The sequence below is a fragment of the Xanthomonas sp. 3058 genome (genome assembly GCF_014199765.1).
GTDB lineage: Bacteria > Pseudomonadota > Gammaproteobacteria > Xanthomonadales > Xanthomonadaceae > Xanthomonas > Xanthomonas campestris_B.
On the sequence record NZ_JACHOF010000010.1, the window covers coordinates 67,542 to 92,973 of the forward strand.

Here is a 25,432-nt window from a genome sequence, read left to right on the forward strand (position 1 = left end):
TGCGGGCGGTCTGCGTACTCCCATAGCCGGCGGTGAGCGAACTGTCGCCGCCGGAGGTCTGCGTGCTGCCGTAGCCGGCGATCAAGGTGCTGTCGGCGCCGGCAGTGGAGGTGCTGCCATAGCCGGTGGTGAGGTCGCTGCCGCTGCGGGCGGTCTGCGTACTCCCATAGCCGGCGGTGAGCGAACTGTCGCCGCCGGAGGTCTGCGTGCTGCCGTAGCCGGCGATCAAGGTGCTGTCGGCACCGGCCGTGGAGGTACTGCCGTAGCCGGTGGTGAGATCGCTGCCGCTGCGGGCGGTCTGCGTGCTGCCGTAGCCGGCAGTCAGCGAACTGGCGTTGCCCGAGGTCTGCGTGCTGCCGTAGCCGGCGATCAGCGTGCTGTCCCCACCCGCCGTCGAGGTGCTGCCATAGCCGGCAGTCAAATCGCTGCCCTTGCGCGCGGTTTGCGTACTGCCGTAACCGGCAGTCAGCGAGCTCTCGCCGCCGGAAGTCTGTGTACTGCCGTAGCCGGCGATCAAGGTACTGTCGGCACCGGCGGTGGCAGTGCTTCCATAACCAGCGGTCAGGTCGCTGCCCTTGCGCGCGGTTTGCGTACTGCCGTAGCCGGCAGTCAGGGAGCTGTCGCCACCGGAGGTCTGCGTGCTGCCGTAGCCGGCGATCAAGGTGCTGTCGGCGCCGGCGGTGGAGGTGCTGCCGTAACCGGCAGTCAGATCGCTACCGGTGCGCGCGGTCTGCGTGCTGCCATAGCCGGCGGTCAGCGAGCTGGCATTGCCCGATGTCTGCGTACTGCCGTAGCCGGCGATCAACGAACTGTCGGCACCGGCAGTGCCGGTGCTGCCATACCCAGCCGTCAGGTCACTGCCATCCTGCGCGGTCTGGGTACTCCCGTAGCCGGCGGTGAGCGAGCTCTCGCCGCCGGAGGTCTGCGTACTGCCGTAGCCGGCGATCAAGGTGCTATCGGCGCCGGCGGTGGCGGTGCTGCCATAGCCGGCGGTGAGATCGCTGCCGCCCTGCGCCGTCTGGGTACTGCCGTAGCCGGCAGTCAGCGAACTGTCGCCACCGGAGGTCTGGGTGCTGCCATAGCCTGCGATCAACGAGCTGTCGGCACCGGCGGTTTCGGTACTGCCGTAGCCAGCGGTCAGATCGCTGCCGCTGCGTGCGGTCTGCGTGCTGCCGTAGCCGGCGGTCAGCGTGCTTCCGCCACCGGCCGTTTGCGAGCTGCCATAGCCGGCCACGATAGTGCTGTCGGATCCGGCCACACCGGTGCTGCCGTAGCCGGCGATCAACTCGCTACGATTACCCGCTGTTTCGGTGCTTCCATAGCCTGCGATCAGCTGACTTTGATCGGCACCGGTGAGCGTGCTGCCATAGGTTGCGATCTCGCGCGTGAGCGCCGTGTCCTGCGGATGCGGCGGCATCTGCACGCCGCCGGCGCCGGCCAATGGCGGCGGCGGCTGTGGCTGTGTCGGTGACACGGAATAACCGCTCTGCTCCACTGCCGGCGCAGTGAACTGCGCCTGTGCTGCCTTGGGAACGAATTGCGCAGCAATGACTGCGGCTACAGGCGGCTCCGGCGGGGGCGGCGCATGCTGCTCGATGCCGGCGGCAATGCACTGCATGGCGCCTGCACGGTTGCCGGCGTAGACCACCTCGGCCCGGGGAAACTTGATCATTCCCTCCTCGCCCAGCCAGATGATGTCGGCGGTGTCCACCATGCACACCACCCAGTGCGCATCGGCATGCATGTTCAGATGCGCATTGGTACCCTGCCCCCACAGCAGGCCGGTCAGGCCGTTTTCCTGCTTGATGGTGGGTTGCCAATGCGTGCACTCGACACTGCCTGTGCGTGGCCAGATCAGACCGCAATGATCGGACATATTGTTGGTGCAGGTGCGTAACGCCAAGACTTTTTCACGATTCATAAGAATGATCTCATCTGGATATTCCGGGCAGCGATGCAAGCCGACGCTGGTTGCCGCCGATAACGCGGGCACGGATCATCCAGCCGTCATGGCAAGGCAGATCCACCCGTTGGCAAGGCGAGCGCCGGCACTGCAATGGTGGGTATCAACGAACGCCCCGAGGCGCCCGTGCGCTGCGGTGTCTTGCTTGAATCGCAGGGTCATGGACGGCCGTGACTGCAAGACGCAGCTGGGGTGATGGCAAGGCTGGCTCCTGCGCGACAGCCGTTGCAGCGAATATCGAAGGGACGCCTCGCCGAGAGCGCCATTGACTTTGAACCTGTCGAACAAACAGATCAGCGAGTCCAGATCGTGGATCAGCCGTGCCAGGTCATTGTCGCCACAAGAGAAGCCAGGTGCGCATCACCGAAGAACAACAACGGGCCACGTCCCAGAATGCCGGCTTTTTTTGCCGATATGCGACCGGGTCGGAATTCTGTCCTGCGACAATGCTTGCGACATTCGAATCGTTTCGCGCACCCATCGGTTTTCGTGACGCATTGGCGTCGCACATCTTAAATACCGATGCGACGAAACCCCGCACCGGAAAATCCATGCATTAAATGAGAAGTGCGTTAGTTAATGCATGTGATATATACCCGCCTTCAGAAAGTGCACCGTTTGCACTTTCTCCGTGTTCGCTAAAGGCCCGGAACGGTGCCCAGGTTGCGGTGATGCGGGCAGCACGGCGCGGCAAACAGATAGAGCGCGTTACGCATGCAATCGATCGAGCACGCCACCGTGGCCTTCACGCATGCGGCCACGGCGTCGATGCCGCGATCGCAGCTGATCGCCGGCACCACCAGTCGGCCCCGGCGCTTATCGGATCCTCGCCGACCGCATGCCACGGTGTGAATGCGGCGATCGACCACAACGCCAGCCCGCACCTGGCTGGCCGGCAATCACCTCCACTCCAATGCGCGCACGATCGTGCGCAGCCGCAGCACTGCGGTCACCAATGCGCCGGCGATCAGCACGCACAGTGCGCCCACCAGCATCCACGCCGCAGGCGTTGCGTGGCCCAGCCACTGCACCGGAATGGCCAGCGCGGTGACCAGCGACAACCAGTGCATGCGCTGTACACGCGTCATCGGCCCCTGGCGTGGCTCCGGCGTGCCGCAGGCCAGACCGAGCATGCGCACATACGCGGTGACCACGCAGCACAACGCGGCCGCCCACCCCAGTTGCGCCGCCCACGGCACGCTGGCCTGCAGGCCATAGCCAAGCCCGATGCAGACCACGACATCGGACAGGCGATCCGGCGCATCGTTGTAGACCTCGCCCGCACGCCCGACCAGGCGCGCCTCACGTGCCAGCACGCCATCCATGCGGTTGCACCACAACCGGCCCTGCAAACCGAGCAAGGCCAGCAACAACGGCGCCGCGCCCTCGCGCGCCGGGTGGCTCAAGGCGATGTAGAACATCAGACCGGCCAGTGCGGCAAAGGCGATCCCTGCCCATGACACACCATTCGGCGTGGCGCCGCGTTCGCGCAATGCGCGTGCCCAGCGACGGCGGCGTTCCGGTAATTGCGGTGTGTGTTGCATCAGTCGCCCCCTCCCCCGCATCCACCGCATCCACCACCACCGCTGTCGCCGCCGCCACTGTCACCGCCGCCACCGCAACTGGTCGTCGAGCTGTCGCCAGTGGTGGACATGGGCGAACGCAGCGTGTGGTAGCTCTCCCACGGCGTCCCCAGCAAGGCGGCGGTGCCATACAGCGCCACCACGTGACTCGGATCGGCGCCGCCGCGCGCAGCGTCGGGTTTCACCGTCTCTCTGCGCACGGCGATCTGCTGGTCTCCGGCCAACGTGCGGCGCGCCGGCGCCAGCAGGAACCCCAACACCACCATGCTGAGCAGCACCATCAGGGCCAGCAGGTAACCGATCGGGTACCCGCCCTGCAGGCCGATCACGATCTTGCATGCGCCCAGTAGCCACAACGCTGCAACCGGGAGCGCGCTGAGCCCGCGCACCCACAGCGCATGGCGCGGATCCAGCCACAGCCCCTTCGCGACCACGCGCTGCTGCACAGGCTCTGCCAAGGCGCGTAGCGCCTGCCATGCCACGACCGGGTCTTCGGCATTGCCTGCGATCTGCAAGGCCGGGGCGAGCGCAGCTGGCACCGTGGCTACCGCGTTGCGGCGCAGCCGCACGCGCCCCTGCGCCTCTTCATCGCGCTCAAGAAATACTGCGTTGGTGGCAAGCAACTGCGCGAAATACAGGTCGGCCACGCGGGCGTCGCCACCGCTCAGGTAGGCCACCTCGGCAGCATCGGACAGGTGCTGGTTGGAAGCTCCCCCCACGCCGCGCGCCCAACGCCGCAGCAGCGCGGCTGCCGACCATGCCAGGCCGATCAGCACCACGAACAGCGCCAGAAAATGCGTTCCCCGCCAGTGCAGCGGGGACAGGACGCCGGTGTTGGCGTTGCTGCCGAACGCGGCAACGACCAACGTTGCGGCAGCCCATCCCATCACCGTGCCGATCCCGCGCGTCCACCTGTCGTGACCGGCACCGCCACGCACTGCACGCAAGGTGGCCTCCGCATCCAGCGCAGGCGACGGCGTCGATACCGACGCGCTCGGGGGCTGCCGCGCCGCTGGCCACAGCGCTGCCGGCGGCTCGCCGAAATGCTGGCGATAGCGTTCCAATGTCTGCCGGTACTGCGCCTGGAAGCGCATGTCCTCGTCAGCGCCTGCACGCCCGGGCTGATGGTGCAAGGTGGTCTGCAGCACCTGCGGGCAGAACTGCTGCCAATACGCACGGGTGTCGGTGAGGTGGGTGTGCCAGACCTGGTCGATCAACGGGCTGGGCGTGACATCCTGCGTGCCGGTGCAGGCCAGAAAACAGAAGCGGCGGTATTCCTCCACCATCCGCTGTGCCTGCGTCACGCTGCAATGCGCCTGCTTGGCGACGCGACCGACGAACGCCGCCAATGCCGCGTCATCATCGCCGAAGCGATATGCCTGCAGCCGTTGCCATAACGCCTGTTGTGCAGGCGTGGCCGCGATCGGATCAAGGCGTGCGGACTCCGGTTGATTTGTCACAAGCGCTCCTTGCCGATCGATGCCGCAGCCCATGTCAGCAGCTGCCCCCTCACACCCGCGAACTGCCACGGCCGCAGGCGGGGCATGCTGGACCAACGCGCCCGCCAATCACGCCTTGCTGCCCGTCGAGGCAGCACCCCCGCGCGCGCGCAACGCCATCTCCGGTTGCCGTGTGGCCGCGTCCTGGTTGCTGCGACCGCCGTACGTTGAGGTGGGCAGCCCGCTGCGCTGTCCGCGATGTCCGACCGAACCCGCGGGTCAGGATGCTGTGGGGTGCATCGAGCGCCATGCGCACCGGCATGCGGGCCGGTGGCAGCGGCCAGTTCGCGCCAGCGTGATGGCGCACCACCGTCGTTGCGTCGCGCGCGGTCATGCTGGGCGGTGCAGACGCCGCGAAAGAGCGTGCCCGCCAGCGGCCGCAGCGGCGCGTGGAAACGTCGTTTCAGAGCAGGGGTCGCGTCCATTGCCGTCTATTGAGTCCATTCGAGCGCTGGCGCAGCCTACAATATCGGCTGCCCCGCAACGACATCCCCCACCGATGGCCTCTGATTTCCTGCCCGTGCGCCGGGCCCTGCTCTCCGTTTCCGACAAGACCGGCCTGATCGATCTGGCCCGCGCGCTGGTGGCGCGCAAGGTCGAGCTGCTGTCCACCGGCGGCACCGCCAAGGCGATCCGCGAGGCCGGCCTGCCGGTCACCGACGTTGCCGAGCTGACCGGTTTCCCGGAGATGATGGACGGCCGCGTCAAGACCCTGCACCCGCTGGTGCACGGCGGCCTGCTCGGCCGCGCCGGCGTCGATGAAGCGGTGATGGCCGAACACGGCATCGCGCCGATCGACCTGCTGGTGCTGAACCTGTATCCGTTCGAGTCGGTGACCGCCCAGGCCGATTGCACACTGGCCGATGCGGTGGAAAACATCGATATCGGCGGCCCGGCGATGCTGCGCTCGGCAGCGAAGAATTTTGCCCGCGTGGCGGTGGCCACCGACCCGGCGCAGTACGCCGAGCTGCTCGCCGAACTCGATGCCAACGACGGGCAGCTGTCGGCGGCCAAGCGCTTTGCGCTGTCGGTGGCCGCGTTCAACCGCGTGGCGCAGTACGACGCGGCGATCAGCAACTACCTGTCCGCCGTGGCCGACAGTGCGGAGAGCGTGCCCACGCGCAGCCCGTTCCCGGCGCAGATCAATTCCAACTTCATCAAGGTGATGGACCTGCGCTACGGCGAGAACCCGCACCAGGCCGGCGCGTTCTACCGCGACCTGTATCCGGTGCCGGGCACCTTGGCCACCTTCCAGCAGTTGCAGGGCAAGGAGCTGAGCTACAACAACCTGGCCGACGCCGATGCCGCATGGGAATGCGTGCGTCAGTTCGATGCGCCGGCCTGCGTGATCGTCAAGCACGCCAACCCCTGTGGCGTGGCGGTGGGCGCGGCCTGCGGTGATGCCTACGAGCTGGCCTATGCGACCGACCCGACCAGTGCCTTCGGCGGCATCCTGGCCTTCAACAAGACGCTGGATGCGGCCACTGCAAAAGCGATTCTCGACCGCCAGTTCGTCGAGGTACTGATCGCCCCCGACTACGATGCCGGCGCGCTCGAGTACGCGACCAAGAAAGCCAACGTGCGCGTGCTCAAGATCCCGCACGGCAACGGCCTCAACAACTACGACACCAAGCGCATTGGCTCTGGCCTGCTGATGCAGTCGTCCGACAACCGCGGCATGTCGCTGGGCGAATTGAGCGTGGTCACCCAGCGTGCGCCCAGCGATGCGGAACTGGGCGATCTGCTGTTCGCCTGGCGCGTGGCCAAGTACGTCAAATCCAACGCGATTGTCTACGCCAAGGACAGCCGCACGATTGGTGTGGGCGCCGGGCAGATGAGCCGCGTGGTGAGCGCCAAGATCGCCGCGCTCAAGGCCGAAGAAGCCAAGCTCACGGTGGCCGGCTCGGTGATGGCCTCCGATGCGTTCTTCCCGTTCCGCGACGGCATCGACGCCGCCGCCGCCGCCGGCATCCAGGCGGTGATCCAGCCGGGCGGTTCGATGCGCGATGGCGAGGTGATCGCCGCCGCCGACGAGCATGGCATCGCGATGGTGTTTACCGGCGTGCGGCATTTCAGGCACTGACGTGCCGGGATTCGGGAATGGGGATTCGGGAGTGGCAACGTCGCTCTGGTTTCTGCTGTTTCCGAGCCACGCCTTGCTTCAACCAATCCCCAATCACGACTCCCCAATCTCGGCACTCACATGAAAATCCTTGTCATCGGCTCCGGCGGCCGTGAACATGCCCTGGCCTGGAAGATCGCGCAGTCCGCGCAGGTGAGCGAGGTGCTGGTGGCACCCGGCAATGCCGGCACTGCGACCGAAGCCAAGTGCCGCAATGTGGCGATCAAGGTCGATGATCTCGATGGCCTGCTCGCATTGGCGCAGCGCGAGGCCGTCGCGCTCACCGTGGTCGGCCCGGAAGTGCCGCTGGTGCTGGGCGTGGTCGACCGCTTCCATGCGGCTGGCCTGCGCATCTTCGGGCCCACCGCCAAGGCGGCGCAGCTGGAGGGCAGCAAGGCCTTCGCCAAGGATTTCCTGGCCCGCCACGGCATCCCCACCGCGTATTACGCGGTGCACACGGAAGTGGACGCGGCGCTGGCCTATGTGCGCGAAAAAGGCGCGCCGATCGTGGTCAAGGCCGATGGCCTGGCCGCCGGCAAGGGCGTGATCGTGGCGATGACGCTGCGCGAAGCCGAAGAGGCGGTGCGCGACATGCTCTCGGGCAATGCGTTTGGCGATGCCGGCGCGCGCGTGGTGATCGAGGAATTCCTCGACGGCGAAGAAGCCAGCTTCATTTCGATGGTCGATGGCACCCATGCCTTGCCGATGGCCACCAGCCAGGATCACAAGCGCGTCGGCGATGGCGACACCGGCCCCAATACCGGCGGCATGGGCGCGTACTCGCCGGCCCCGGTGGTCACGCCCGAGGTGCATGCGCGGGTGATGCGCGAGGTGGTCGAGCCGACCGTGCAAGGCATGATCGCCGACGGCGTGCCGTTCACCGGGTTCCTGTACGCCGGGCTGATGATCGATGCGCACGGCGCGCCCAAGGTGATCGAATTCAACGTGCGCTTCGGCGACCCGGAAACCCAGCCGGTGATGCTGCGCCTGCAGTCGGACCTGGTCGATCTGCTCGACGCGGCCATCGACGGCAAGCTCGACAAGGCACAGGCGCAGTGGGATCCGCGCCCCTCGCTGGGCGTGGTGATCGCGGCCAAGCCCTATCCGGAAACCCCGGTCACCGGCGAGGTCATCACCGGCCTGGACCAGGTGCCGACCAGCGCCAAGGTCTTCCACGCCGGCACGGCGCTCAATGCCGCAGGCGAGGTGATCAGCACCGGTGGCCGCGTGCTGTGCGTGGCCGCCTTGGGCGACAGCGTGCAGGACGCACAGCGCACCGCGTATGCCGGCCTGCAGCCGATCCACTGGCCCAACGCCTTCCAGCGCAGCGATATCGGCTGGCGTGCGATCGCCCGCGAGCGGCAGGCGCAGGGCTAAGCCGCGTCCTTCCCCCGCCGGCGGGGGAAGGTGCCCGAAGGGCGGATGGGGGCAAGCTCGGACATCCGCTGGTTGTCAGCCGAACAGAGCAACAGCTCACTGGTGGTCGCCGACAAGGCGGTGTTCAAACTCGCAACCACAGGTTGCAAGGTCGTCAAGCGCGATACATGCCCGTGCAGTTGGCCGGACGCGCAGCTCACGCGGCTGCGCGCAGGCAGGTGCAGTTGGGCTGCGGTGCAGGCACCGTCGTCGCGCAATCGGCTCCAATCCGCACAAACGCCGGCTACTGACAAAGAATTAGCCGCCCTCCACCCCGATGGCGCGTGCCTGCGGCAATAATGCCCGGGCACCTTGCCTAACAGAGACTGTGGCCACTCCCTCCTTCGAAACCCGCCTTAGCCGCCTGTGGGCCCATGAAAAGGCCAGCTATGGCCTGCGCGTGTTCATCGCGCTGGCGGTGGCGATGGGCGTGTGCTGGCATTGGCAGCAACTCACCGCGGTGCCGGCGCTGTTCCTGGGCGCGATCGCCAGCGCCATTGCCGAAACCGACGACAACTGGCTGGGTCGCATCAAATCGGTGCTGCTGTCGTTGCTGTGTTTCGCCGCGGCCGCTGCGGCGGTGGTGCTGCTGTTTCCATATCCGCTGGCGTTCGTGGTCGGCATGGCGTTGGCGACGTTTTCGCTGACCCTGCTCGGCGCGCTGGGCGAGCGCTACGCCTCCATCGCGCAGGCCACGGTCGCCCTGTCGATCTACGCCATGATCGGCATGGACCAGCATGGCAGCCATGACCCGCTGATCGCCTGGCATGGCGCGGCGCTGCTGCTGGTCGGGGCCACCTGGTACGGCGTGCTGTCGATCCTGTGGACCATCCTGTTCGCCAACCGCCCGGTACGCGAACGGCTGTCGCGGTTGTTCTTCGAGCTGGGCCGCTATCTCAAGCTCAAGGCCGACCTGTTCGAACCGGTGCGGCAGAGCGACCTGCATGCGCGTCGGCTGGCGCTGGCCGACCAGAACGCCAAGGTCGTTGGCGCGCTCAACGCCGCCAAGACCGCGATCATGAGCCGCTTCGGCCGGTCGGGACGGCCGGGGGTGCAATCGGGTCTGTATTTCCGGCTGTATTACATGGCGCAGGAATTCCACGAGCGCGCCAGTTCCTCGCACTATCCCTACGAAGCGCTGACCGAGGCGTTCTTCCACAGCGATGTGCTGTATCGCTGCCAGCGCCTGCTCGCGCTACAGGGCAAGGCCTGCGCGGCGTTGGGCGAGGCAATCCGGCTGCGCCAGCCGTTCGACTACGGCGAGCACAGCCGCCTGGCCACCGAAGACCTGCGCCAGTCGCTGGACTATCTGCACGCGCGTGCCGACCCGGCACTGGCCCGTTTGCTCGGTGCGCTGGAACTGCTGGTGACCAATCTGCAGAGCATCGAACGCAAGCTCTCGGAAGCGGCGCAATTCGATTCCACCAGCGACAATCTGGACACCCGTCTGCGCGATTCATCGCCACACACCTTGCGCGAAATGGCCGCACGCCTGGGCCAGCAACTCACGCCCGGCTCGGTACTGTTCCGCCACGGCCTGCGCATGGCCATCGCGCTGGTGGTCGGCTACGCCATCATGCAGTCCATCGATGCCGACAACGGCTACTGGATCCTGCTCACCACCGTCTTCGTGTGCCGGCCCAACTACGGCGCCACCCGCCTGCGGCTGGTGCAGCGGATCGCCGGCACCCTGATCGGCCTGGTCGCCACCTGGGCGTTGATGCAGCTGTTCCCCGGCACCGAAGTGCAATTGCTGCTGGCGCTGGCCGCCGCGCTGATCTTCTTCGTCACCCGCACCGATCGCTACATGCTGGCCACCGCCGGCATCACGGTGATGGCGCTGTTCTGCTTCAACCTGCTCGGCGATGGCTTCGTGCTGATCTGGCCGCGCCTGATCGACACCGTGATCGGCTGCGCCATCGCCGCGGCCGCCTCGTTCCTGATCCTGCCCGACTGGCAGGGTCGCCGCCTCAATCAGGTGATGGCCACGGTGCTTGCCAGCTGCGCGCGGTATCTGGCCCAGGTGCTGGAGCAATACGCCAGCGGCATGCGCGACGACCTGCCCTACCGTATCGCGCGGCGCGACATGCACAACGCCGATGCCGCCTTGTCGGTGGCGCTGTCCAACATGCTGCGCGAACCGGGCCGTTACCGGCGCAATCTGGATGCCGGCTTCCGCTTCCTGGCGCTGTCCAACACCTTGCTGGGCTATCTGTCTGCACTGGGGGCACATCGCGCTGCGCTCGAGGGCGACCACGATCCCGCCATCGCGCAGGCCGGCGACTACCTGCAGCGCACGCTGAGCGAAATCGCCACCGCCTTGCGCGAGCGCCAACCGCTGCCCGTGCACGATGAAACCGAAGAAGTCGCCACCGCCGAAGCGCTGGAGCAACACGCCGTGCAACTGCCGCCCAAGCAACGCCTGCTGCGCGACCAGTTGGCGTTGACCCTGCGCTTGCTGCCCAAACTACGTGCTGCGGCCTTGGCGGTCACCACCGCGCCGGCCGAGGGCACCACACGGTTGACGATCAACAAGGCCTAGCGCGTCCTTGCCGGTCGGCGTGGACGCGGCGCAGCCACGGCCGCCTCCACATGGACAGGCGAGGCGAGGCCGCGCACTGCGCGCACAGGCCATCGCCCTGCTCGCCGCGTCGTTCGTCGTGCGCGCCGCGCTTACTTCCAGGTGCTGCGCGACACACTCAAGCCCACCCACCCCAGCGCCGCTGCAGCCAGCGCCGCACCACCGATCACCACACCATTCCAGCCGGCCTGCGCATACGCCGCCGTGCCCAATGTCGAACCCACCGCACCGCCGATGAAATAGCAGGTGATATAGGCCGAGGTGATGCGATTGCGCGCGTTCGGATTGCGCTGATAGATCACGCTCTGATTGGCGATATGCACGCCTTGCACCGCGATATCCAGCAGCAGCACGCCCACGATCAGCAGCGCGATCGACTGCGGCGCACACGCCAGCAATCCCCACGACAGCAGCAACATCACCAGCCCGCCCCAGCTGACCCGATCGCCATGGCCGCGATCGGACCAATGGCCGGAACGATTGGCCGCCAGCGCGCCAGCCGCACCGATCAACCCGAACAGCCCGATCACCGCCGTGCCATAGCCATAGCTCGGCCCAGACAGCAAGAACGCCAGCGTGGTCCAGAACATGCTGAAACCGGCAAAGATCAGCCCGCCCAGCACCGCACGCGAACGTAGCACTGCATCGTCGCGCAGCAGCGTCAGCACCGATCGCACCAACTGCGGATACGACAACTGCGCATTGCCCGGATGGCGCGGCAGCCCACGCCACAACAGCCAGGCGGTGACCAGCAGCAAGCCGGAGGCGATCCAGTACACCGTATGCCAGCCGCCAACACCGGCCAGCACCCCGGCGGCGGTACGCGCCAGCAGGATGCCCAGCAACAAGCCGCTCATCACCGTACCGATCACCCGCCCGCGCTCGTGCGGGGCGGCCAGGGTCGCGGCGAACGGCACCAGGATCTGCGCCGCCACCGAACTGGCGCCAGTGACAATCGTGCCGGCCAGCAACATGCCGAAGCTGTGCGAGGCGGCGCTCACCAGCAGGCCCAGCGCACTGAGCACAAAGAGCCCGACGATCAGGCTGCGCCGCTCCAGCCGGTCGCCCAGCGGCACCAGCAACAGCAGCCCCACTGCGTACGCCAACTGCGCGGCGGTCACCACCGCCCCGGCGCTGCGCACCTGGATCCCGAACGCCTGCGCCAGCGTTTCCAGCAAGGGCTGCGCATAGTAGTTGCTCGCCACCGCAAGGCCGGTGGCCGCGGCCATCAGCAACACCAGCCGTCGTGGCAATGGCGGGTGGGCAATCGGTTCGACGGTCATGGCAGGTGCCTGTTGAAGGAATGGGCGCAGTGTGGGCAGCGACACGGCATCTTTCCAATGTATTGTTTTCACCATCTCCATCGCGTTTCGAGATCGTATGCTGACCCTGCGCCAACTCGAATTCGCCGTGGCCGTGGCCGAGGAAGGCGGCTTTACCGCCGCCGCGCGCCGTTGCAACACCGTGCAATCGGCGCTCAGCCACCAGGTCGCCAAGATCGAGGAAACCCTTGGCGCACGCGTGTTCGAGCGCGGCAGCCGCCAGGTGCGGCCTACTGCGGCCGGCGAGGTATTTCTGCACAACGCCCGCGAAACCTTGCGCGCGGCCGAGCGCCTGCACGAGGAAATGGCGCAGGCCTTGGGCACGGTGCGCGGCCGGCTCACGCTGGGGCAGATCTCCTCGCTCACCACCGTGCAGCTGCCGACGCTGCTGCGCGCGTTTCGCAGCGCGCATGCACGGGTGGACGTGCATCTACGCACCGCCATGAGCGAGGCCCTGCTGCACGACCTGAGCGAAGGCCGGCTGGATGTCGCCCTGGTCGGCGTCGGCCCGCAGGTCGCGGTGCCCGACCAGCGTCTGCTGCTGCACGAGGAAACCCTGGCATTGATCGTTGCGCCCACCCATCGTTTCGCCACGCGCAAGCGGGTGGCGCTGGCCGAGCTGGACGACGAACCGATGGCCGGGCTGATCGCCGGCGCCGGCGTGCGCGGCATCGTCGATGCGGCCTTCGCGCAGGCCGGCTTGCGGCAGCGCCAGCAATACGAGGTCACCCATGCCGATCTGGTGCGCGAACTGGTCGCCGCCGACCTGGGTGTGGGCATCGTGCCGCAGACCATGGCCGCAGCCATGCGCGGGGTGGTGACGGTCGCGCTGAAAGAGCGCTTCGGCTTTTTGACCTATGCGGTGTGGCGGCCCGATCCCACCCCGGCCGCGCGTGCCTTCGTGGCGCTGCTGCGCGCCCAGGCCGCGCGCCGCGCGCCATCGGCACGCGCGCCGCGCTGAGCGCATCGGCCATGCACCAGCCCACCGTGGAAGCCTGCTAGGCTGCGCGCGTTCGCAAAGGAAACTGCATGTCCGGTCACAGTCAGTTCGCCCTGCTCAGGCAGCGCCGCTTCTTGCCGTTCTTCGCCGTGCAGGCGTTGGGCGCGTTCAACGACAATGTCTATCGGCAGGCCATCATCGGCTTGTTGTTCTATCTCGGCATCGATGCAGCGCAGCGCACGCTGTACACCAATCTGGCCCCGGCATTGTTCATCCTGCCGTACTTTTTGTTCTCCGCACTGGCCGGGCAGATCGCCGAGAAGCTGGAAAAACAGAAACTCATCGTGATCACCACCACGATGGAAATTGCCATCATGTCGCTGGCGGCGGTGGGTTTTCTCACCGAGAACATGGTGATCCTGCTGGTTGCGCTGTTCTGCACCGGCCTGCAGTCCACGCTGTTCGGGCCGGTGAAATATTCCATCCTGCCTTCGGTGCTCAAACCCGAAGAACTCACCGGCGGCAACGGCCTGGTCGAGATGGGCACTTCGATCTCGATCCTGTGCGGCATGATCTTCGGCGGGCTGATCTTCCAGATCGCCGGCAGCCACGGGCCGGTCGCTGCGGCCACTGCGGTCATTGCGATTGCCGTGACCGGCAACCTGGTCGCGCGGCTGGTGCCCAAGGTCGATGCCGGCGCGCCGGAGCTGAAGATCAACTGGAATCCGATCCCCGAATCGCGTGCGATCATGCGTCTGACCCGGCGCACGCCGGCGGTGCGCAACGCCGTGCTCGGAGTGTCGTGGTTCTGGTTCGTCGGCACGGTGCTGACCGCGCAGCTGCCGACCTACGCGCAGCTCAATCTCGGCGGCCAGCAGGACCTGTACGTGTTCGCGCTGGCGCTGTTTTCGATCGGCACCGGCGTCGGTTCGCTGCTGTGCGAACGGCTGTCCGGGCGCACCGTGGAAATCGGCCTGGTGCCGCTGGGCGCGTTCGGTATCAGCGCCTTTTTGCTGGATCTGTACTTCGCGCGTCCCGGCGGCGCGCCCGTCAGCGATCTGTCGATCGGCCAGTTCGTGCAGCAGCCCGGCAGCGTGCGCCTGATCGTGGATCTGGTCGGCATCGGCCTGTTCACCGGTTTGTTCGTGGTGCCGTTGTTCGCGCTGATCCAGAGCCGCACGCCCAAGGCCGAACTCTCGCGCGTGATCGCCGGGCTCAACATCCAGAACTCGCTGTTCATCGTCACCGCCGCCATCATCGGCATCGCGCTGCAGTTGCCGCTGCTGGAGCTGTTCGGCGTGCGCATTCCGTTGCCGGGTTTGAGCATTCCGCAGGTGTTCCTGGCCCTGGCGCTGGCCAATACACTGGTGGCGCTGTGGATCTTCACCCTGGTGCCCGAGTTCCTGATGCGCTTTCTCAGCTGGGTACTGGTGAGCGGGCTGTATCGGCTGCGCACGCGCGACATCGACCGCCATGTGCCCGACGAAGGCGCCGCGCTGCTGGTGTGCAACCATGTCAGCTACATGGACGCGCTGATCCTGTCGGCGGTGATCCCGCGCCCGGTGCGCTTTGTCATGTACTACAAGATCTTCCGCATCCCGGTGATGCGCTGGATCTTCCGCACCGCCAAGGCGATCCCGATCGCCGGTGCGCGCGAAGACCCTGCGCTGATGCAGCAGGCCTTCGACCGTATCGATGCCGCGCTGGCCGACGGCGAGCTGGTGTGCATCTTCCCCGAAGGCGCACTGACCAAGGATGGCGAGATCGCTGCATTCAAATCGGGCGTGGAAAAGATCCTGGAGCGCCGCCAGGTGCCGGTGATTCCGATGGCGTTGCGCGGCATGTGGTCGAGCATGTGGAGCCGGCGCGATAGCCGCCTGGGCCGCATGCGCGTGCCGCGTCGGATGCGCGCCCATATCGAAGTCGTCGCAGGGGCAGCGGTGCCGGGTCACACGGCAACGGCCGCACTGCTCGAACAGCACGTGCGGGCACTGCGTCAGGATCACCCCTGAGACCGGCGGGCGCAGGCTTTGCGTCCGTCGCGCGCCGCGAGTAGCCTGTGCGTCATCACACGTTTTGCCGCCGCGCTCGCCTAGCGAACGCGACAGGTCGTACCGGGGGAAGTCGTCGTGCTCAACATCATCGCGCCTGAGGCGTCTGCCGTGATTGGCAGCTGCCGCTCATTCCAGCGGCAGGCACTCGCATCGTTAAGGGTGTGCGGCCGTTGTATGCACACACCTTCGATTGTCGCCAGTGCTGCGGCACCCACTCGATAACCCTCCCCACTCACTTATCAGTTCGCAGTCGTTTACCACCCAAGGAGCTTCACCATGAGTGCCATCCCACCGCCGATCCATCCGCAGCCTTCCGCTGTGCCGCCACCCGTCCAGCCGATTCGAAATCATCTGGCCTGGTCCATCACGATGACGGTTCTTTGCGTTCTGATCTGCTGCTCATGCTGGACGATTCCGGGCATCATCACCGGCATCGTGGCGATCGTCTTTGCGGCGAAGGTGAATCCCTTGCTCAACGTGGGCGATATTCCAGGGGCGGTCAAGGCGTCGAGTACTGCAAAAATATTGGCATGGGTCACCACCGCCATTTTTGTGCTTGGATTACTTCTTTGGATAGTTTCAATCGCCAGCCTTGGTGTAGATGGTTACAAGGCACGCATTCTTGAGATGCAGCAGCAGATCGAACAGTCGAGATAAGCGTGTCCAGGCGCCTGCTCCAACTTTCGCTCGCACCAGCTGCAGTGGCAGCTGGTGCAGGCCTATGGATTTTTTGGAAGTTTGATCCAAATCTTCCAGGAAATCCGTTCCCGCCCTGCATCTTCCATGCACTGACGGGTTACTACTGTGCTGGGTGTGGCATCACCCGCGCTTTACATGCGCTGGCACATGGCGATGTGGTCACAGCCTTCAAGATGAATGCTCTTGCGGTCGGACTATTACTATTGGTCCCGTGGGTGCTGCTGTGGCATCTCGGGTGGCAGCCAAAGCGCTTGGTGCCGCTGGCCAGATTGTCTGGCTCTCCGTGGCTTTGGATCGCGCTACTGCCCGGGTTCTGGGTGGCAAGGAACCTGCCTTGGCCACCCTTCTCCTTGCTGGCTCCAGGTTAAAGCGCGCCAGTAGAAAGTGCTGCGATGCCAACACGCAATCAATCGCTTGCTAGCTGAGCATCGTTGTTCTCACCGGGCAAATCAGACCTCACCGCACCCACCCGGCAATCACCAACAACGCCAGCACCACCATCCACAGCAGCAGCACGCGCCAGACCAAGCTCATCGCATCGCGCACTTCCGGCAGGCGGCGCCACACCGGCACCAGACCCGAATCGGTGTAGTCATGCGCTTCCTCGCGTAGCTCGGCACTGACGCTGGCACGCGCCACCGCACCCAGAAAATGCGGATCCAGCGACCAGCGGTTGCCATGCGCCTGCCGCCAGGCACGGAACACGGTGTCGAAATTGCCAACCAGCGCCATCGACACGGTGATCAACTGCGCCACCGGCCATTCCAGCGCGGCAAGCAACCAGCGCGCACCGGCCAGATTGCGCGGCGGCAGCAACACCGACAGCGGGCTTTCCACCGCCAACGCGGTCAGCCGATACAGCACCGCTCCGAACGGCCCCAGCAGCAGGAACCACCACAGCACCGCAAACCAGCGCCGCAGCCCGTTGACCACCACCGCTTCCACCAACGAGGGCGCGTCTTCGTGCACGCTGCCGCCAGCGGCCTGCAACTGCGCAATCGCGTCGCGACGCGCGCCCGGTTCGTCGGCGTCGATTACTGCTTCCACATCGCGGTCCAGATCGCGCGGCCCCCAGGTCCAGGCCAGCACCGCCACGCCGAACAGCAAGGCCAGGAAGCCGCGCCAGACGTCGTCCAGTACCCATTGCAGCAGCAACACCACCAGCAAGGCCGGCAACAACGCCAGCAGCACGCCGTAACGTCCCTGCCACGCGCCGCGCCCAGCCGCGTGGCTGTCGAGCCGGCGCAGCCAGTGGCCAAACCATTCGAAACGCCGCAACCGCGCCACCTGGGCAGGCACCAGGTGACCCAGCGCAAGTGCGACCACGACAGCAACCAGGGTGGTAAACATGGGCGAGCCTCCTCAGCCGAGTCTAGAGCGAACGCCGGCAGGCCGGGGCTGTGCGTTTTTGGCGCAGTCGGCCAGGCTCAGCCATGCGCGCGATGCCAATGCTCGATCAGCGCGCGTGCGATGGAAATTCGTGGTGGCAGCCCGATGTCGCCTTCGCCGGCCAATGCAGCGGTGACCTCGGCATGGCTGACCCAGCGCGCGTCTTCCAGCTCGCCGGTGACCTGCGGCACCTCGGTCGCCGCCGCGCGCGCCGTGAACCCCAGCATCAACGCGCCCGGAAACGGCCACGGCTGCGCGCCCAGATAGCGGCAGTCCTGCACCTGCACGCGGGTTTCTTCGTAGACCTCGCGCGCCACGGTCTGCTCCAGCGACTCGCCCGGCTCCACAAATCCGGCAATCACCGAATAACGGCCCGGCGCCCAACGTGCCTGACGCCCCAGCAGCAAGCGCGCGCCATCGCTGACCGCCACGATGATCGCCGGATCCACACGCGGGTAATGCTCGGTCTGACACTGCGTGCAATGGGCGATGAAGCCGGCCCGCCTGAAGGCGATCGCTCCACCGCAGACACCGCAAAAGCGCGTACGCGACTGCCAATGCAGCATCGCGCGTGCATAGGCCAAGGCGGTGGCGACGTCGGCCGGACAGTCGGCGGCGGCCTGGCGCAGATCGATGCGCTGCGCTGCCTGCACAGAGGTCTGCTCGGCCAGCAGACAGAACCAACCGACGTTGTCGCGCAGGCCCAGAAAAATCGCTGCCTCCGGCACCTCGCCAAGCGCGGCGCCGTCCATCAGCAGTGGCTGACCCTCGGCATCGGCCAACGCCGTGCCCTTGGCATCGAGCAGCAGCACGCGGCCTTGCGGCCACAGGCGCGCCAATGCATCGGCATCGTCACGCAGCAGATCGCCACGATCCAGCGGCGCATGCGCGAAAGCAAAACCGGCTGTTGAAAAAAGAGACTCTGGCATCGACGCAAGCCTGCCGATAATCGGCGACACCCGCAACCATGTGACGCCAGGAGAACACGCTAGCAACGGCGCCTGTTCAGACGCCGGGCTCTCTCCACTGCACTCAGACGCTGAAACTGCTGCCGCACCCGCAGGTGGTCTTGGCATTCGGATTGCGGATCACGAACTGCGCACCGGTCAGGCTCTCGGTGTAATCCACCTCGGCACCCATCAGGTATTGCAGGCTCAGCGGGTCGACCAGCAGGGTCACCCCATCGGTGGCCACGGCCAGGTCATCCTCGGCGCGGTTCTCGTCGAATTCGAAGCCGTACTGGAAGCCGGAGCAGCCGCCGCCCTGAATGTACACACGCAATGCCAGGTCGGCATTGCCTTCTTCCTGGATCAGCTCGCGCACCTTGGCGGCGGCGGCCAACGAAAAGTTCAGCGGCCGGTCGATGGACTGGTAGTCCGGTGCCGGGGCGGCGGTGGGTAGCGAAACGAGCGTGCTCATGGCGTCAGCATGGGGGCCAGGCGGCCACACTTCAAGCAGGTCCGGGCAACGTCGAAGCCGGGCTTCAGTCGCACCCGCCGCACTCAGGCGTCGGCGGTCTCGGCCTGCGGGGCCTTGACCTGCTCGGCGCGGCTGGCATCCGGGGCCGGCAACGCGGCGGTCGCGCCTGCGGTGGCGGCATGAATCAGCCGGCCAGTGAGCTGCGCACCGGCGCTCATCTCCACCACCTGGTAATGCACATTGCCCTGCACGCGCGCGTTGGGCGCCAGCTCGACCCGCTCGGCAGCATGCACGTCGCCGGTCAGTTGCCCGTTGATGATCACCACCGGTGCGCGCACCTCGCCTTCGATGCAGCCCTGCTCGGCCACCGTCAAGGTGGCGCTGGCGCCCTCTTCGGCGATGACCTTGCCCAGGATGCGGCCTTCCACATACAGCCCGCCGCTGAACATCAGGTCGCCGCGAATGATCACCTGCGGCCCGATCAAGGTGTCGACCACGGTCTGCGCACCACGGTTGGACTTGTTTCCGAACATGAGCTACTCCCCCGCGCCATTACCGGCGACTTTCCAATCGAATGTCTGATTGACCGGCGCCCCATCGCCGCTCAGGGAGATTTTGACACGTTGCGGGGTGAAATCCTTCGGCAGGATCACACTGCCGTCCAATTGCTGGAAATACCGGAACGAATACGGCTGCCCGGCGGCATCGGGCTTTTGATGCAGCTCGTTCCAGCTCACCGTGACCAGCTTGCCGGCGCGCACGCCTTCCACCGCAAAGCGCAGCTGGCCCTGGCTGATCGCACCCCGATTGAGGTTCTGGGTCAGCACCACGCTGTAATTCCAGGTGCCACCGGGCTCGGCAGTGAACTGCACCGAGTGCGCGTTGAGCCCCTTGCGCTGCGCGGTCGAGCCCACCAGCCGCTCGTAGAAGGCCACGTCGGCGCGCAGTGCGGCGATCTGTTCGTCGCGCTCGGCCAGCGAGGCCTGCACCTCGGTGTTGGCGGCGCGGCTGATCTTGTCGGACATCGCCAGATTGACCTGCCGCTGCTGCAACTGCTCGATCAACCGGCGTTGCTGGGCCTGGGCGCGCTGCGCCTGCTGCAGCGCCGATTCGGCCTCGACCAGACGCGGTGCGGCGTGACGCGTGGCCATCCACCAGACCCCGCCCAGCGATGCCAACCACACGATGACGATCGCCCCCATCCACAGCCAGCGGCTGCTGGAGCCGCCACCGCCGGTTTCGCGGCGGACGATCTGAACGCGTGCGGTCGGTCTCATGGGCATCGGGTCCGGACGGGCCGGCGCAGTCATGGGCGGCGTAGTGTGCCAGAGCCTCGGCGGCCGTCGCGCTGGCGCTGGACCGACGGTTATCCGATAGTTCTGCAATTGTTTGCAGGGAAACACCGCCATGAGCGACACCCACCTGTTCGTGATCGGCATCCTGCTGGCCTGGCTGGCCGGCATCCGTGTCTACCTCACCGTGTTCGGCGTCGGCCTGGCCGGCCTGCTCGGCTGGATCGAGCTGCCGCAGGCCCTGCACCCGGCGCAGTCGTGGTGGGTGCTGGGCACCTCGGGTGCGCTGGCGGTGGCCGAATTCTTCGCCGACAAGATCCCCGGCGTGGATTCGGGCTGGGACCTGCTGCAGACGCTGGCGCGCGTGCCGGCTGGCGCATTCCTGGCGGCAGCCACGTTGTCGCCCGATGGCAATCTGGGCGCGGGCGCGCTGGCGGCAGGCGCTGGCGTGGCGCTGACCAGCCACACCCTCAAGGCCGGCACCCGCGCATTGCTCAACACCTCGCCGGAACCGGCCAGCAACTGGATCGCGTCGCTGGCAGAAGACACCCTCGCCACCACGTCGCTGGCCCTGGCACTGGCCCACCCATGGCTGGCGCTGAGCGTGGCGGTAGGTTCCAGCCTGCTGGCCACGCTGGTGGTGTGGTGGGTCTGGCGGCTGCTGTGGCGGGGTATGCACCGGCTGGCCGCGCCGCTGCGCTCGGCCACCACGCCGGCTGCACGTCGCCCCCCGCTATCGTGAAGTTCATCGCATAATCGTTCGCGACTGCAGGGAGTATCGATGGCCGCCCGAGATCCGGTTCCTTTCACCCCGCGTGACGATACCGCCACGCGTAATCGTCCGCTGCGCGCGGAAACCCCGCCGGCCGACTACTGGCAGCGCTGGGCCGACGAAACCGCAGCTGCGTCAGAAGACGCTGCGCCGGTGAGTGCGGCCATTATCCGCGCGCCGGGAAGCGCTGCTGCGCCCATGCCGCCGCAGGCCGTGGCCCACGGAAACAATGCGGGCAGCACGGCCGCATCGCCCAGGCCTGCAGCGCAATCGGAAACCCGCGACGACGGCGACCACGTGGCAGCCGATGCGCCGTATCGCGTCCTGATCGTCGAAGACGACCGCTCGCAGGCGCTGTTCGCACAGAGCGTGCTGCATGGCGCCGGCATGCATGCGCAGGTCGAAATGACCGCCGCCAGCGTGCCGCAGGCGATCCAGGACTACCACCCGGATCTGATCCTGATGGACCTGCACATGCCGGAGTTGGACGGCATCCGCCTGACCACCCTGATTCGCCAGCAGCCGGGCCAGCAGCTGCTGCCGATCGTGTTTCTCACCGGCGACCCGGATCCGGAGCGTCAGTTCGAAGTGCTCGACAGCGGCGCGGATGATTTCCTCACCAAGCCGATCCGCCCGCGCCACCTGATCGCCGCAGTGTCCAACCGTATCCGCCGCGCGCGCCAGCAGGCGCTGCAACAGGCAGGCGAACCCGTCAGCGTGCGCAGCAATCCGGAAACCGGCCTGCCCACGCGCAGCCACGTGATGGAATTGCTCGCCGACGCGCTGAAGCACACCCAATCCGGCGGCCTGTTCTTCATCGAGATCGCCAGCGCGCTCGGTCTGCGCGAACGCTATGGCTACGCCGCCTACGAGCGCCTGATGAGCCAGGCCGGGCATCGCCTGGCCAGTGCCGCGCATCCGTATCCGCTGGCCCGCTTGAACGACAACAGCTTCCTGCTGCTGGCTGTGGACATGCCCGAAACCGGGCTGGAACAGCACGCATTGGAGATCCGTCAACGGCTCTCGGCCAATGCCTTCCCGGTGCGCGAAGAAGAATCGGTGCACGTGCGCTGCGCGATCGGCCTGGCACCGCTGAGCCTGGGCTTCGACGACACCGGCAGCGCGCTGGAAGCGGTCGAACGCACCGCCTTGCAGGCACGCCTGCGCAGCGACGGCGTGCAGGTGTATCTGGCGCCCAGCCAGGCCGAGCAACGCGAGCAACTGCGTCTGGTCGAAGGCCAGCTCGAATTGGCCTATCAACCGATCGTGGCCGTAGCCGGCGGCGACACCGCGCAATACCAGGTGCTACTGCGGCTGCGGCAGAGCGATGGCACGCTGCTGTCGGCCGGCCAGGTGATTCCCGCTGCCGAAGCGGCCGGGCGCATCGCCGATCTGGACCAACAGGTGATGGACCACGCGCTCGGCCTGCTGCATCTGTACCAGCACGCCAGCCCGCCGCTGCGGCTGTTCGTCTCGCAGTCGCCACGCACGTTGGCACGCGACGCCTTCGCTGACTGGCTGCTCCAGGCCCTGGCCGAGCGCGGTGTGGCCGGGCAATCGCTGATTGTCGATCTGCGCCTGGACGATGCCTTGATCCACGCCGTCACCGTGCAGCAGTTCTGCGCCAAGCTGATGCCGGCCGGCGTGCAGTTCTGCCTCAGCCAGTTCGAGCCCGGCGACGAAGCCAACGCGCTGCTGAGCCAATTGCCGCTCAGCTTCGTGCGCATGGCCAACCGCTTCGCCGATGCGCATGGCAATGCCGACATCCGCGACCAGTTGCGCAGCGCGATCAACGTCGCCCACCAGCGCGGCCTGTTGATCATCGGCCAACGCATCGAAGACCCGCAGGCTGCCGCGGCGATGTGGATGAGCGGGGTGGATTTCATCCAGGGCAATCTGGTGCAGACCGTCGGCAAGGAACTGGACTTCGACTTCACGAACGCGGTGCTCTGAGTGACGGCGCGGGCAGGAGGCCTTCGCGCCTGGAGCACACTGGCTCCCCTGGCGGCCATTGCCGCAACGCTGGCCGCAGGCCTGCAGTGGTGGAGCGCAATTCCCGGCCCCTGGCTCGTCGTTGCCGCCAGCGCGGCAGCACTCGCGGGGGTGTTCGGCGTGTGTGCCGCCATCGCCAGCGACCGCGATGCGCGTGCGCAGCTGGCCCTGTCGCAGCGCCTGGACGACGCCGAAGCCACCCACGCGCGGCTGCAGCAGGAATTGCAACGCCATGGCGAACTCGAACAGCAGCTGCTGCGCGCCAAACAGGCCGCCGAAGCCGCCACCCTGGCCAAGGGCGAATTCCTCGCCACCATGAGCCACGAAATCCGCACTCCGCTCAACGGCATCATTCCGATGCTGGAGCTGATCTCCAGCGGTCAACTCAGCCTGGATCAGCGCGACATGCTGCAGACCGCAACCAGTAGCTCACTGCAACTGCTGCGTATCGTCGACGACATCCTCGATTACTCCAAGCTCGAAGCCAACAAGCTGGAACTGGAGACCACCACCTTCAACCTGCGCGAGCTGCTCGACGGCGTCGTGCAGCTGTTGCAGCGCACCGCCGAAGGTCGCCAACTGCGGCTGAGCCTGGACATCGAGCCGTCGGTACGCCTGCTGGTGCGCGGCGACCCGGTCCGCCTGCGGCAGGTGCTTGGCAACCTGATCGGCAACGCGATCAAGTTCACCGAACGCGGCAGCGTGGACGTCCAGCTGCGGCGCCTGGGCGAAACACGCGCCCAGCATCTGTTGCGCTTCCAGGTGCGCGATACCGGCATCGGCATCGCGCCGGAGCAGCAGGTGCGTCTGTTCCGTTCCTTCGCCCAGGCCGATGCCTCCACCACGCGCCTGTACGGTGGCACCGGGCTGGGACTGGCAATCTGCAAGCGCATCATCGACCTGATGGGCGGACGCATCGGAGTGGAGTCCGAACCCGGACGCGGCGCCACGTTCTGGTTCGAAATTCCGTTGCTCAAGGTGATCGGCGACCTGCAGCAGAACACCGGTGGCGATGCCGAACGGGTGATGGTGATCAGTTCCGATGCACGCCTGTCGCAACGCCTCAAACATCTGCTCGACAGCTGGGGCCTGTCGCACGTGCTGATGGAAACCACCCAGGAGGCGCTGGAACGCCTGCGCCGCCACAGCGACACCGAGGGCTTTGGCTGCGTCATCGCCGACTACGACACCCTGCGCTACAGCGCGCGCGCCGTGCATCGCGCACTGGCGCGCCCGGAGGATCTCGTCAGCGCGCGGCTGATCTGGCTCTACGGCGAAGAGCCGGTGCCGTCCGAGTTGCAGGACAACGCCAGCATGGCGCCGCGCCAGAGCCCGGACGATACCCTGCGCACGCTGGTGCTGCCGCCCGATCCCAAGCCCGCCGTGGCGCCCATGCTGGCCTCGGCGATGATTCCCGAGCCGCCGCCGGCACCACCGACCAATTCCCGCGAGGCGCGCATCCTGCTGGTCGAGGACAACCCGGTGAATCTGCTGGTCGCGCAGAAGCTGCTGGCCGTGCTGGGCTTCGAGGCCGACACCGCCACCGACGGCGAAGCCGCGCTGAGCAGCATGGAATCCACCCGCTACGACATGGTGTTCATGGATTGCCAGATGCCGGTGCTCGACGGCTATGCCGCCACCCGCCGCTGGCGTGCGATGGAAACCGAAAGCGGCGGCCGCCCGATCCCGATCGTGGCGATGACCGCCAACGCCATGGCCGGCGACCGCGAACGCTGCCTGGCTGCCGGCATGGACGATTACCTGTCCAAACCGGTCGCACGCGAACAACTCGACGCCTGCCTGCAGCGCTGGCTGCCGCGCCAGCCGCAATCGCCCGGACCGACCAGCGCCGCGCCGCTTGCACCCGAGAACGCCAGCAGCACGGTCCAGCAGGCACGCGCACTGCCGATCCTGGACAACAGCGTCATCGACGAGCTCTACGACGTGGCGGGCACCGACACCATCACCATCCTGCAACTGTTCCTGGAGGATGCCCCGGGCATCATCGAACAGCTGGAAACTGCGGCCACCAACCGCGACAGCATGCAGCTGCGCGATCTGGCGCACACGCTCAAGTCCTCCAGTGCCAACGTCGGCGCCCAGGCGCTTTCCAACGCAGCGCGACGGATCGAACTGGCCGCACGCACCGGCACCATCGAACGCCCCTCGGTGATGGTGGCGCTGGTCATCGCCGAATACGCCCGCGCCCGCCTGGCCTTGCTGGGCCAGGTCGCCCGCCTGCGCGCCGCCAGCCGCGCGGCCGGCTGAGCCGTCACCCCGGAAGAAATTGATGAACTGAGCGCATCGCGCCCTGACCCGGCGCCGAAGCGCTGCCTGTGTCTCTCTCGCCAAGTTCAACGAATGACGCAAGGCGTCGCGTGCCTCACAC

General features: G+C 66.7%; 20 protein-coding genes and 2 pseudogenes. 11 read left to right on the forward strand and 11 right to left on the reverse strand.

Annotation, left to right across the window (positions count from 1 at the left end; genetic code table 11):
* The 5 genes and pseudogenes from GGR61_RS21195 to GGR61_RS13665 all read right to left on the reverse strand — a co-directional run.
* Positions 1 to 440: pseudogene (locus GGR61_RS21195) on the reverse strand (hypothetical protein); the annotation flags it as partial.
* A 273-nt stretch (positions 441 to 713) separates the two neighbouring features.
* Positions 714 to 776, reverse strand: coding sequence for a hypothetical protein (locus GGR61_RS21385; protein ID WP_326520252.1), 63 nt, complete (start codon positions 774 to 776; stop codon positions 714 to 716).
* Positions 777 to 2,601: 1,825 nt separating this feature from the next.
* Positions 2,602 to 2,862, reverse strand: coding sequence for a hypothetical protein (locus GGR61_RS13655; protein ID WP_184622000.1), 261 nt, complete (start codon positions 2,860 to 2,862; stop codon positions 2,602 to 2,604).
* A complete protein-coding gene (locus tag GGR61_RS13660) occupies positions 2,863 to 3,507 on the reverse strand; it encodes a CDP-alcohol phosphatidyltransferase family protein (protein WP_184622002.1) in 645 nt (214 codons plus the stop codon). It abuts the gene before it with no gap.
* Positions 3,507 to 5,006, reverse strand: coding sequence for a TIGR04222 domain-containing membrane protein (locus GGR61_RS13665; RefSeq protein ID WP_184622004.1), 1,500 nt, complete (start codon positions 5,004 to 5,006; stop codon positions 3,507 to 3,509). The genes GGR61_RS13660 and GGR61_RS13665 overlap by 1 nt, the downstream gene beginning before the upstream one ends.
* Before the next feature lie 538 nt (positions 5,007 to 5,544).
* Between GGR61_RS13665 and purH the strand changes: the two genes are divergently transcribed.
* The 4 genes and pseudogenes from purH to yccS all read left to right on the forward strand — a co-directional run bounded on the left by purH (position 5,545) and on the right by yccS (position 11,125).
* Entirely contained in the window at positions 5,545 to 7,128 is a 1,584-nt protein-coding gene (gene purH / locus GGR61_RS13670) for a bifunctional phosphoribosylaminoimidazolecarboxamide formyltransferase/IMP cyclohydrolase (protein ID WP_184622006.1), read from the forward strand.
* A 120-nt stretch (positions 7,129 to 7,248) separates the two neighbouring features.
* Positions 7,249 to 8,544, forward strand: a complete 1,296-nt coding sequence (gene purD / locus GGR61_RS13675; RefSeq protein WP_184622008.1) for a phosphoribosylamine--glycine ligase — start codon at positions 7,249 to 7,251, stop codon at positions 8,542 to 8,544.
* A gap of 99 nt (positions 8,545 to 8,643) precedes the next feature.
* Positions 8,644 to 8,845: pseudogene (locus GGR61_RS21200) on the forward strand (hypothetical protein).
* Between the two features lie 66 nt (positions 8,846 to 8,911).
* Positions 8,912 to 11,125 (forward strand): YccS family putative transporter, encoded by a 2,214-nt coding sequence (yccS, locus tag GGR61_RS13680; protein ID WP_184622010.1) that lies wholly within the window; start codon positions 8,912 to 8,914, stop codon positions 11,123 to 11,125.
* Positions 11,126 to 11,256: 131 nt separating this feature from the next.
* Here the strand turns inward: yccS and GGR61_RS13685 are convergent, their stop codons facing one another.
* Positions 11,257 to 12,447, reverse strand: a complete 1,191-nt coding sequence (locus GGR61_RS13685; protein ID WP_184622012.1) for an MFS transporter — start codon at positions 12,445 to 12,447, stop codon at positions 11,257 to 11,259.
* Between the two features lie 97 nt (positions 12,448 to 12,544).
* Between GGR61_RS13685 and GGR61_RS13690 the strand changes: the two genes are divergently transcribed.
* The 4 genes from GGR61_RS13690 to GGR61_RS13705 all read left to right on the forward strand — a co-directional run bounded on the left by GGR61_RS13690 (position 12,545) and on the right by GGR61_RS13705 (position 16,547).
* Positions 12,545 to 13,447 (forward strand): LysR family transcriptional regulator, encoded by a 903-nt coding sequence (locus GGR61_RS13690; RefSeq protein ID WP_184407817.1) that lies wholly within the window; start codon positions 12,545 to 12,547, stop codon positions 13,445 to 13,447.
* Positions 13,448 to 13,515: 68 nt separating this feature from the next.
* Complete coding sequence (locus GGR61_RS13695) at positions 13,516 to 15,438, forward strand: MFS transporter (RefSeq protein WP_184622014.1); 1,923 nt, start codon at positions 13,516 to 13,518, stop codon at positions 15,436 to 15,438.
* Between the two features lie 318 nt (positions 15,439 to 15,756).
* Complete coding sequence (locus GGR61_RS13700; RefSeq protein WP_070689523.1) at positions 15,757 to 16,137, forward strand: CD225/dispanin family protein; 381 nt, start codon at positions 15,757 to 15,759, stop codon at positions 16,135 to 16,137.
* Positions 16,138 to 16,181: 44 nt separating this feature from the next.
* A complete protein-coding gene (locus GGR61_RS13705; protein WP_326520253.1) occupies positions 16,182 to 16,547 on the forward strand; it encodes a DUF2752 domain-containing protein in 366 nt (121 codons plus the stop codon).
* A gap of 88 nt (positions 16,548 to 16,635) precedes the next feature.
* Here the strand turns inward: GGR61_RS13705 and GGR61_RS13710 are convergent, their stop codons facing one another.
* The 5 genes from GGR61_RS13710 to GGR61_RS13730 all read right to left on the reverse strand — a co-directional run bounded on the left by GGR61_RS13710 (position 16,636) and on the right by GGR61_RS13730 (position 20,264).
* The gene (locus GGR61_RS13710; protein WP_184407820.1) at positions 16,636 to 17,529 is read right to left on the reverse strand and encodes a cobalamin biosynthesis protein; all 894 of its coding nucleotides are present in this window, start codon (positions 17,527 to 17,529) and stop codon (positions 16,636 to 16,638) included.
* A 77-nt stretch (positions 17,530 to 17,606) separates the two neighbouring features.
* Positions 17,607 to 18,497 (reverse strand): NAD(+) diphosphatase, encoded by an 891-nt coding sequence (gene nudC, locus GGR61_RS13715; protein ID WP_184622016.1) that lies wholly within the window; start codon positions 18,495 to 18,497, stop codon positions 17,607 to 17,609.
* Between the two features lie 103 nt (positions 18,498 to 18,600).
* The gene (gene erpA, locus GGR61_RS13720) at positions 18,601 to 18,987 is read right to left on the reverse strand and encodes an iron-sulfur cluster insertion protein ErpA (RefSeq protein ID WP_184407822.1); all 387 of its coding nucleotides are present in this window, start codon (positions 18,985 to 18,987) and stop codon (positions 18,601 to 18,603) included.
* Positions 18,988 to 19,070: 83 nt separating this feature from the next.
* Positions 19,071 to 19,520 (reverse strand): polymer-forming cytoskeletal protein, encoded by a 450-nt coding sequence (locus GGR61_RS13725; RefSeq protein WP_184407823.1) that lies wholly within the window; start codon positions 19,518 to 19,520, stop codon positions 19,071 to 19,073.
* Positions 19,521 to 19,523: 3 nt separating this feature from the next.
* Positions 19,524 to 20,264, reverse strand: coding sequence for a DUF6776 family protein (locus GGR61_RS13730; RefSeq protein ID WP_326520630.1), 741 nt, complete (start codon positions 20,262 to 20,264; stop codon positions 19,524 to 19,526).
* Between the two features lie 130 nt (positions 20,265 to 20,394).
* Between GGR61_RS13730 and GGR61_RS13735 the strand changes: the two genes are divergently transcribed.
* From GGR61_RS13735 to GGR61_RS13745, 3 genes are read left to right on the forward strand one after another with little or no spacing between them, the layout of a single operon-like run.
* Positions 20,395 to 21,021, forward strand: coding sequence for a DUF4126 domain-containing protein (locus GGR61_RS13735; RefSeq protein WP_184407825.1), 627 nt, complete (start codon positions 20,395 to 20,397; stop codon positions 21,019 to 21,021).
* A gap of 39 nt (positions 21,022 to 21,060) precedes the next feature.
* Positions 21,061 to 23,004, forward strand: coding sequence for an EAL domain-containing response regulator (locus tag GGR61_RS13740; protein ID WP_184622020.1), 1,944 nt, complete (start codon positions 21,061 to 21,063; stop codon positions 23,002 to 23,004).
* Between the two features lie 39 nt (positions 23,005 to 23,043).
* Complete coding sequence (locus GGR61_RS13745) at positions 23,044 to 25,311, forward strand: ATP-binding protein (protein ID WP_184622074.1); 2,268 nt, start codon at positions 23,044 to 23,046, stop codon at positions 25,309 to 25,311.
* Positions 25,312 to 25,432 lie beyond the last annotated feature (121 nt).

What these genes read in the sequence shown, in the direction of transcription:
- GGR61_RS13660 (WP_184622002.1), bottom strand. Translation starts at nt 3,507, where the DNA reads ATGCAACACACACCGCAATTACCGGAACGCCGCCGTCGCTGGGCACGC.
- purH (WP_184622006.1), top strand. Translation starts at nt 5,545, where the DNA reads ATGGCCTCTGATTTCCTGCCCGTGCGCCGGGCCCTGCTCTCCGTTTCC.
- purD (WP_184622008.1), top strand. Translation starts at nt 7,249, where the DNA reads ATGAAAATCCTTGTCATCGGCTCCGGCGGCCGTGAACATGCCCTGGCC.
- GGR61_RS13685 (WP_184622012.1), bottom strand. Translation starts at nt 12,447, where the DNA reads ATGACCGTCGAACCGATTGCCCACCCGCCATTGCCACGACGGCTGGTG.
- GGR61_RS13690 (WP_184407817.1), top strand. Translation starts at nt 12,545, where the DNA reads ATGCTGACCCTGCGCCAACTCGAATTCGCCGTGGCCGTGGCCGAGGAA.
- GGR61_RS13695 (WP_184622014.1), top strand. Translation starts at nt 13,516, where the DNA reads ATGTCCGGTCACAGTCAGTTCGCCCTGCTCAGGCAGCGCCGCTTCTTG.
- GGR61_RS13700 (WP_070689523.1), top strand. Translation starts at nt 15,757, where the DNA reads ATGAGTGCCATCCCACCGCCGATCCATCCGCAGCCTTCCGCTGTGCCG.
- GGR61_RS13710 (WP_184407820.1), bottom strand. Translation starts at nt 17,529, where the DNA reads ATGTTTACCACCCTGGTTGCTGTCGTGGTCGCACTTGCGCTGGGTCAC.
- nudC (WP_184622016.1), bottom strand. Translation starts at nt 18,497, where the DNA reads ATGCCAGAGTCTCTTTTTTCAACAGCCGGTTTTGCTTTCGCGCATGCG.
- erpA (WP_184407822.1), bottom strand. Translation starts at nt 18,987, where the DNA reads ATGAGCACGCTCGTTTCGCTACCCACCGCCGCCCCGGCACCGGACTAC.
- GGR61_RS13725 (WP_184407823.1), bottom strand. Translation starts at nt 19,520, where the DNA reads ATGTTCGGAAACAAGTCCAACCGTGGTGCGCAGACCGTGGTCGACACC.
- GGR61_RS13730 (WP_326520630.1), bottom strand. Translation starts at nt 20,264, where the DNA reads ATGAGACCGACCGCACGCGTTCAGATCGTCCGCCGCGAAACCGGCGGT.
- GGR61_RS13735 (WP_184407825.1), top strand. Translation starts at nt 20,395, where the DNA reads ATGAGCGACACCCACCTGTTCGTGATCGGCATCCTGCTGGCCTGGCTG.
- GGR61_RS13740 (WP_184622020.1), top strand. Translation starts at nt 21,061, where the DNA reads ATGGCCGCCCGAGATCCGGTTCCTTTCACCCCGCGTGACGATACCGCC.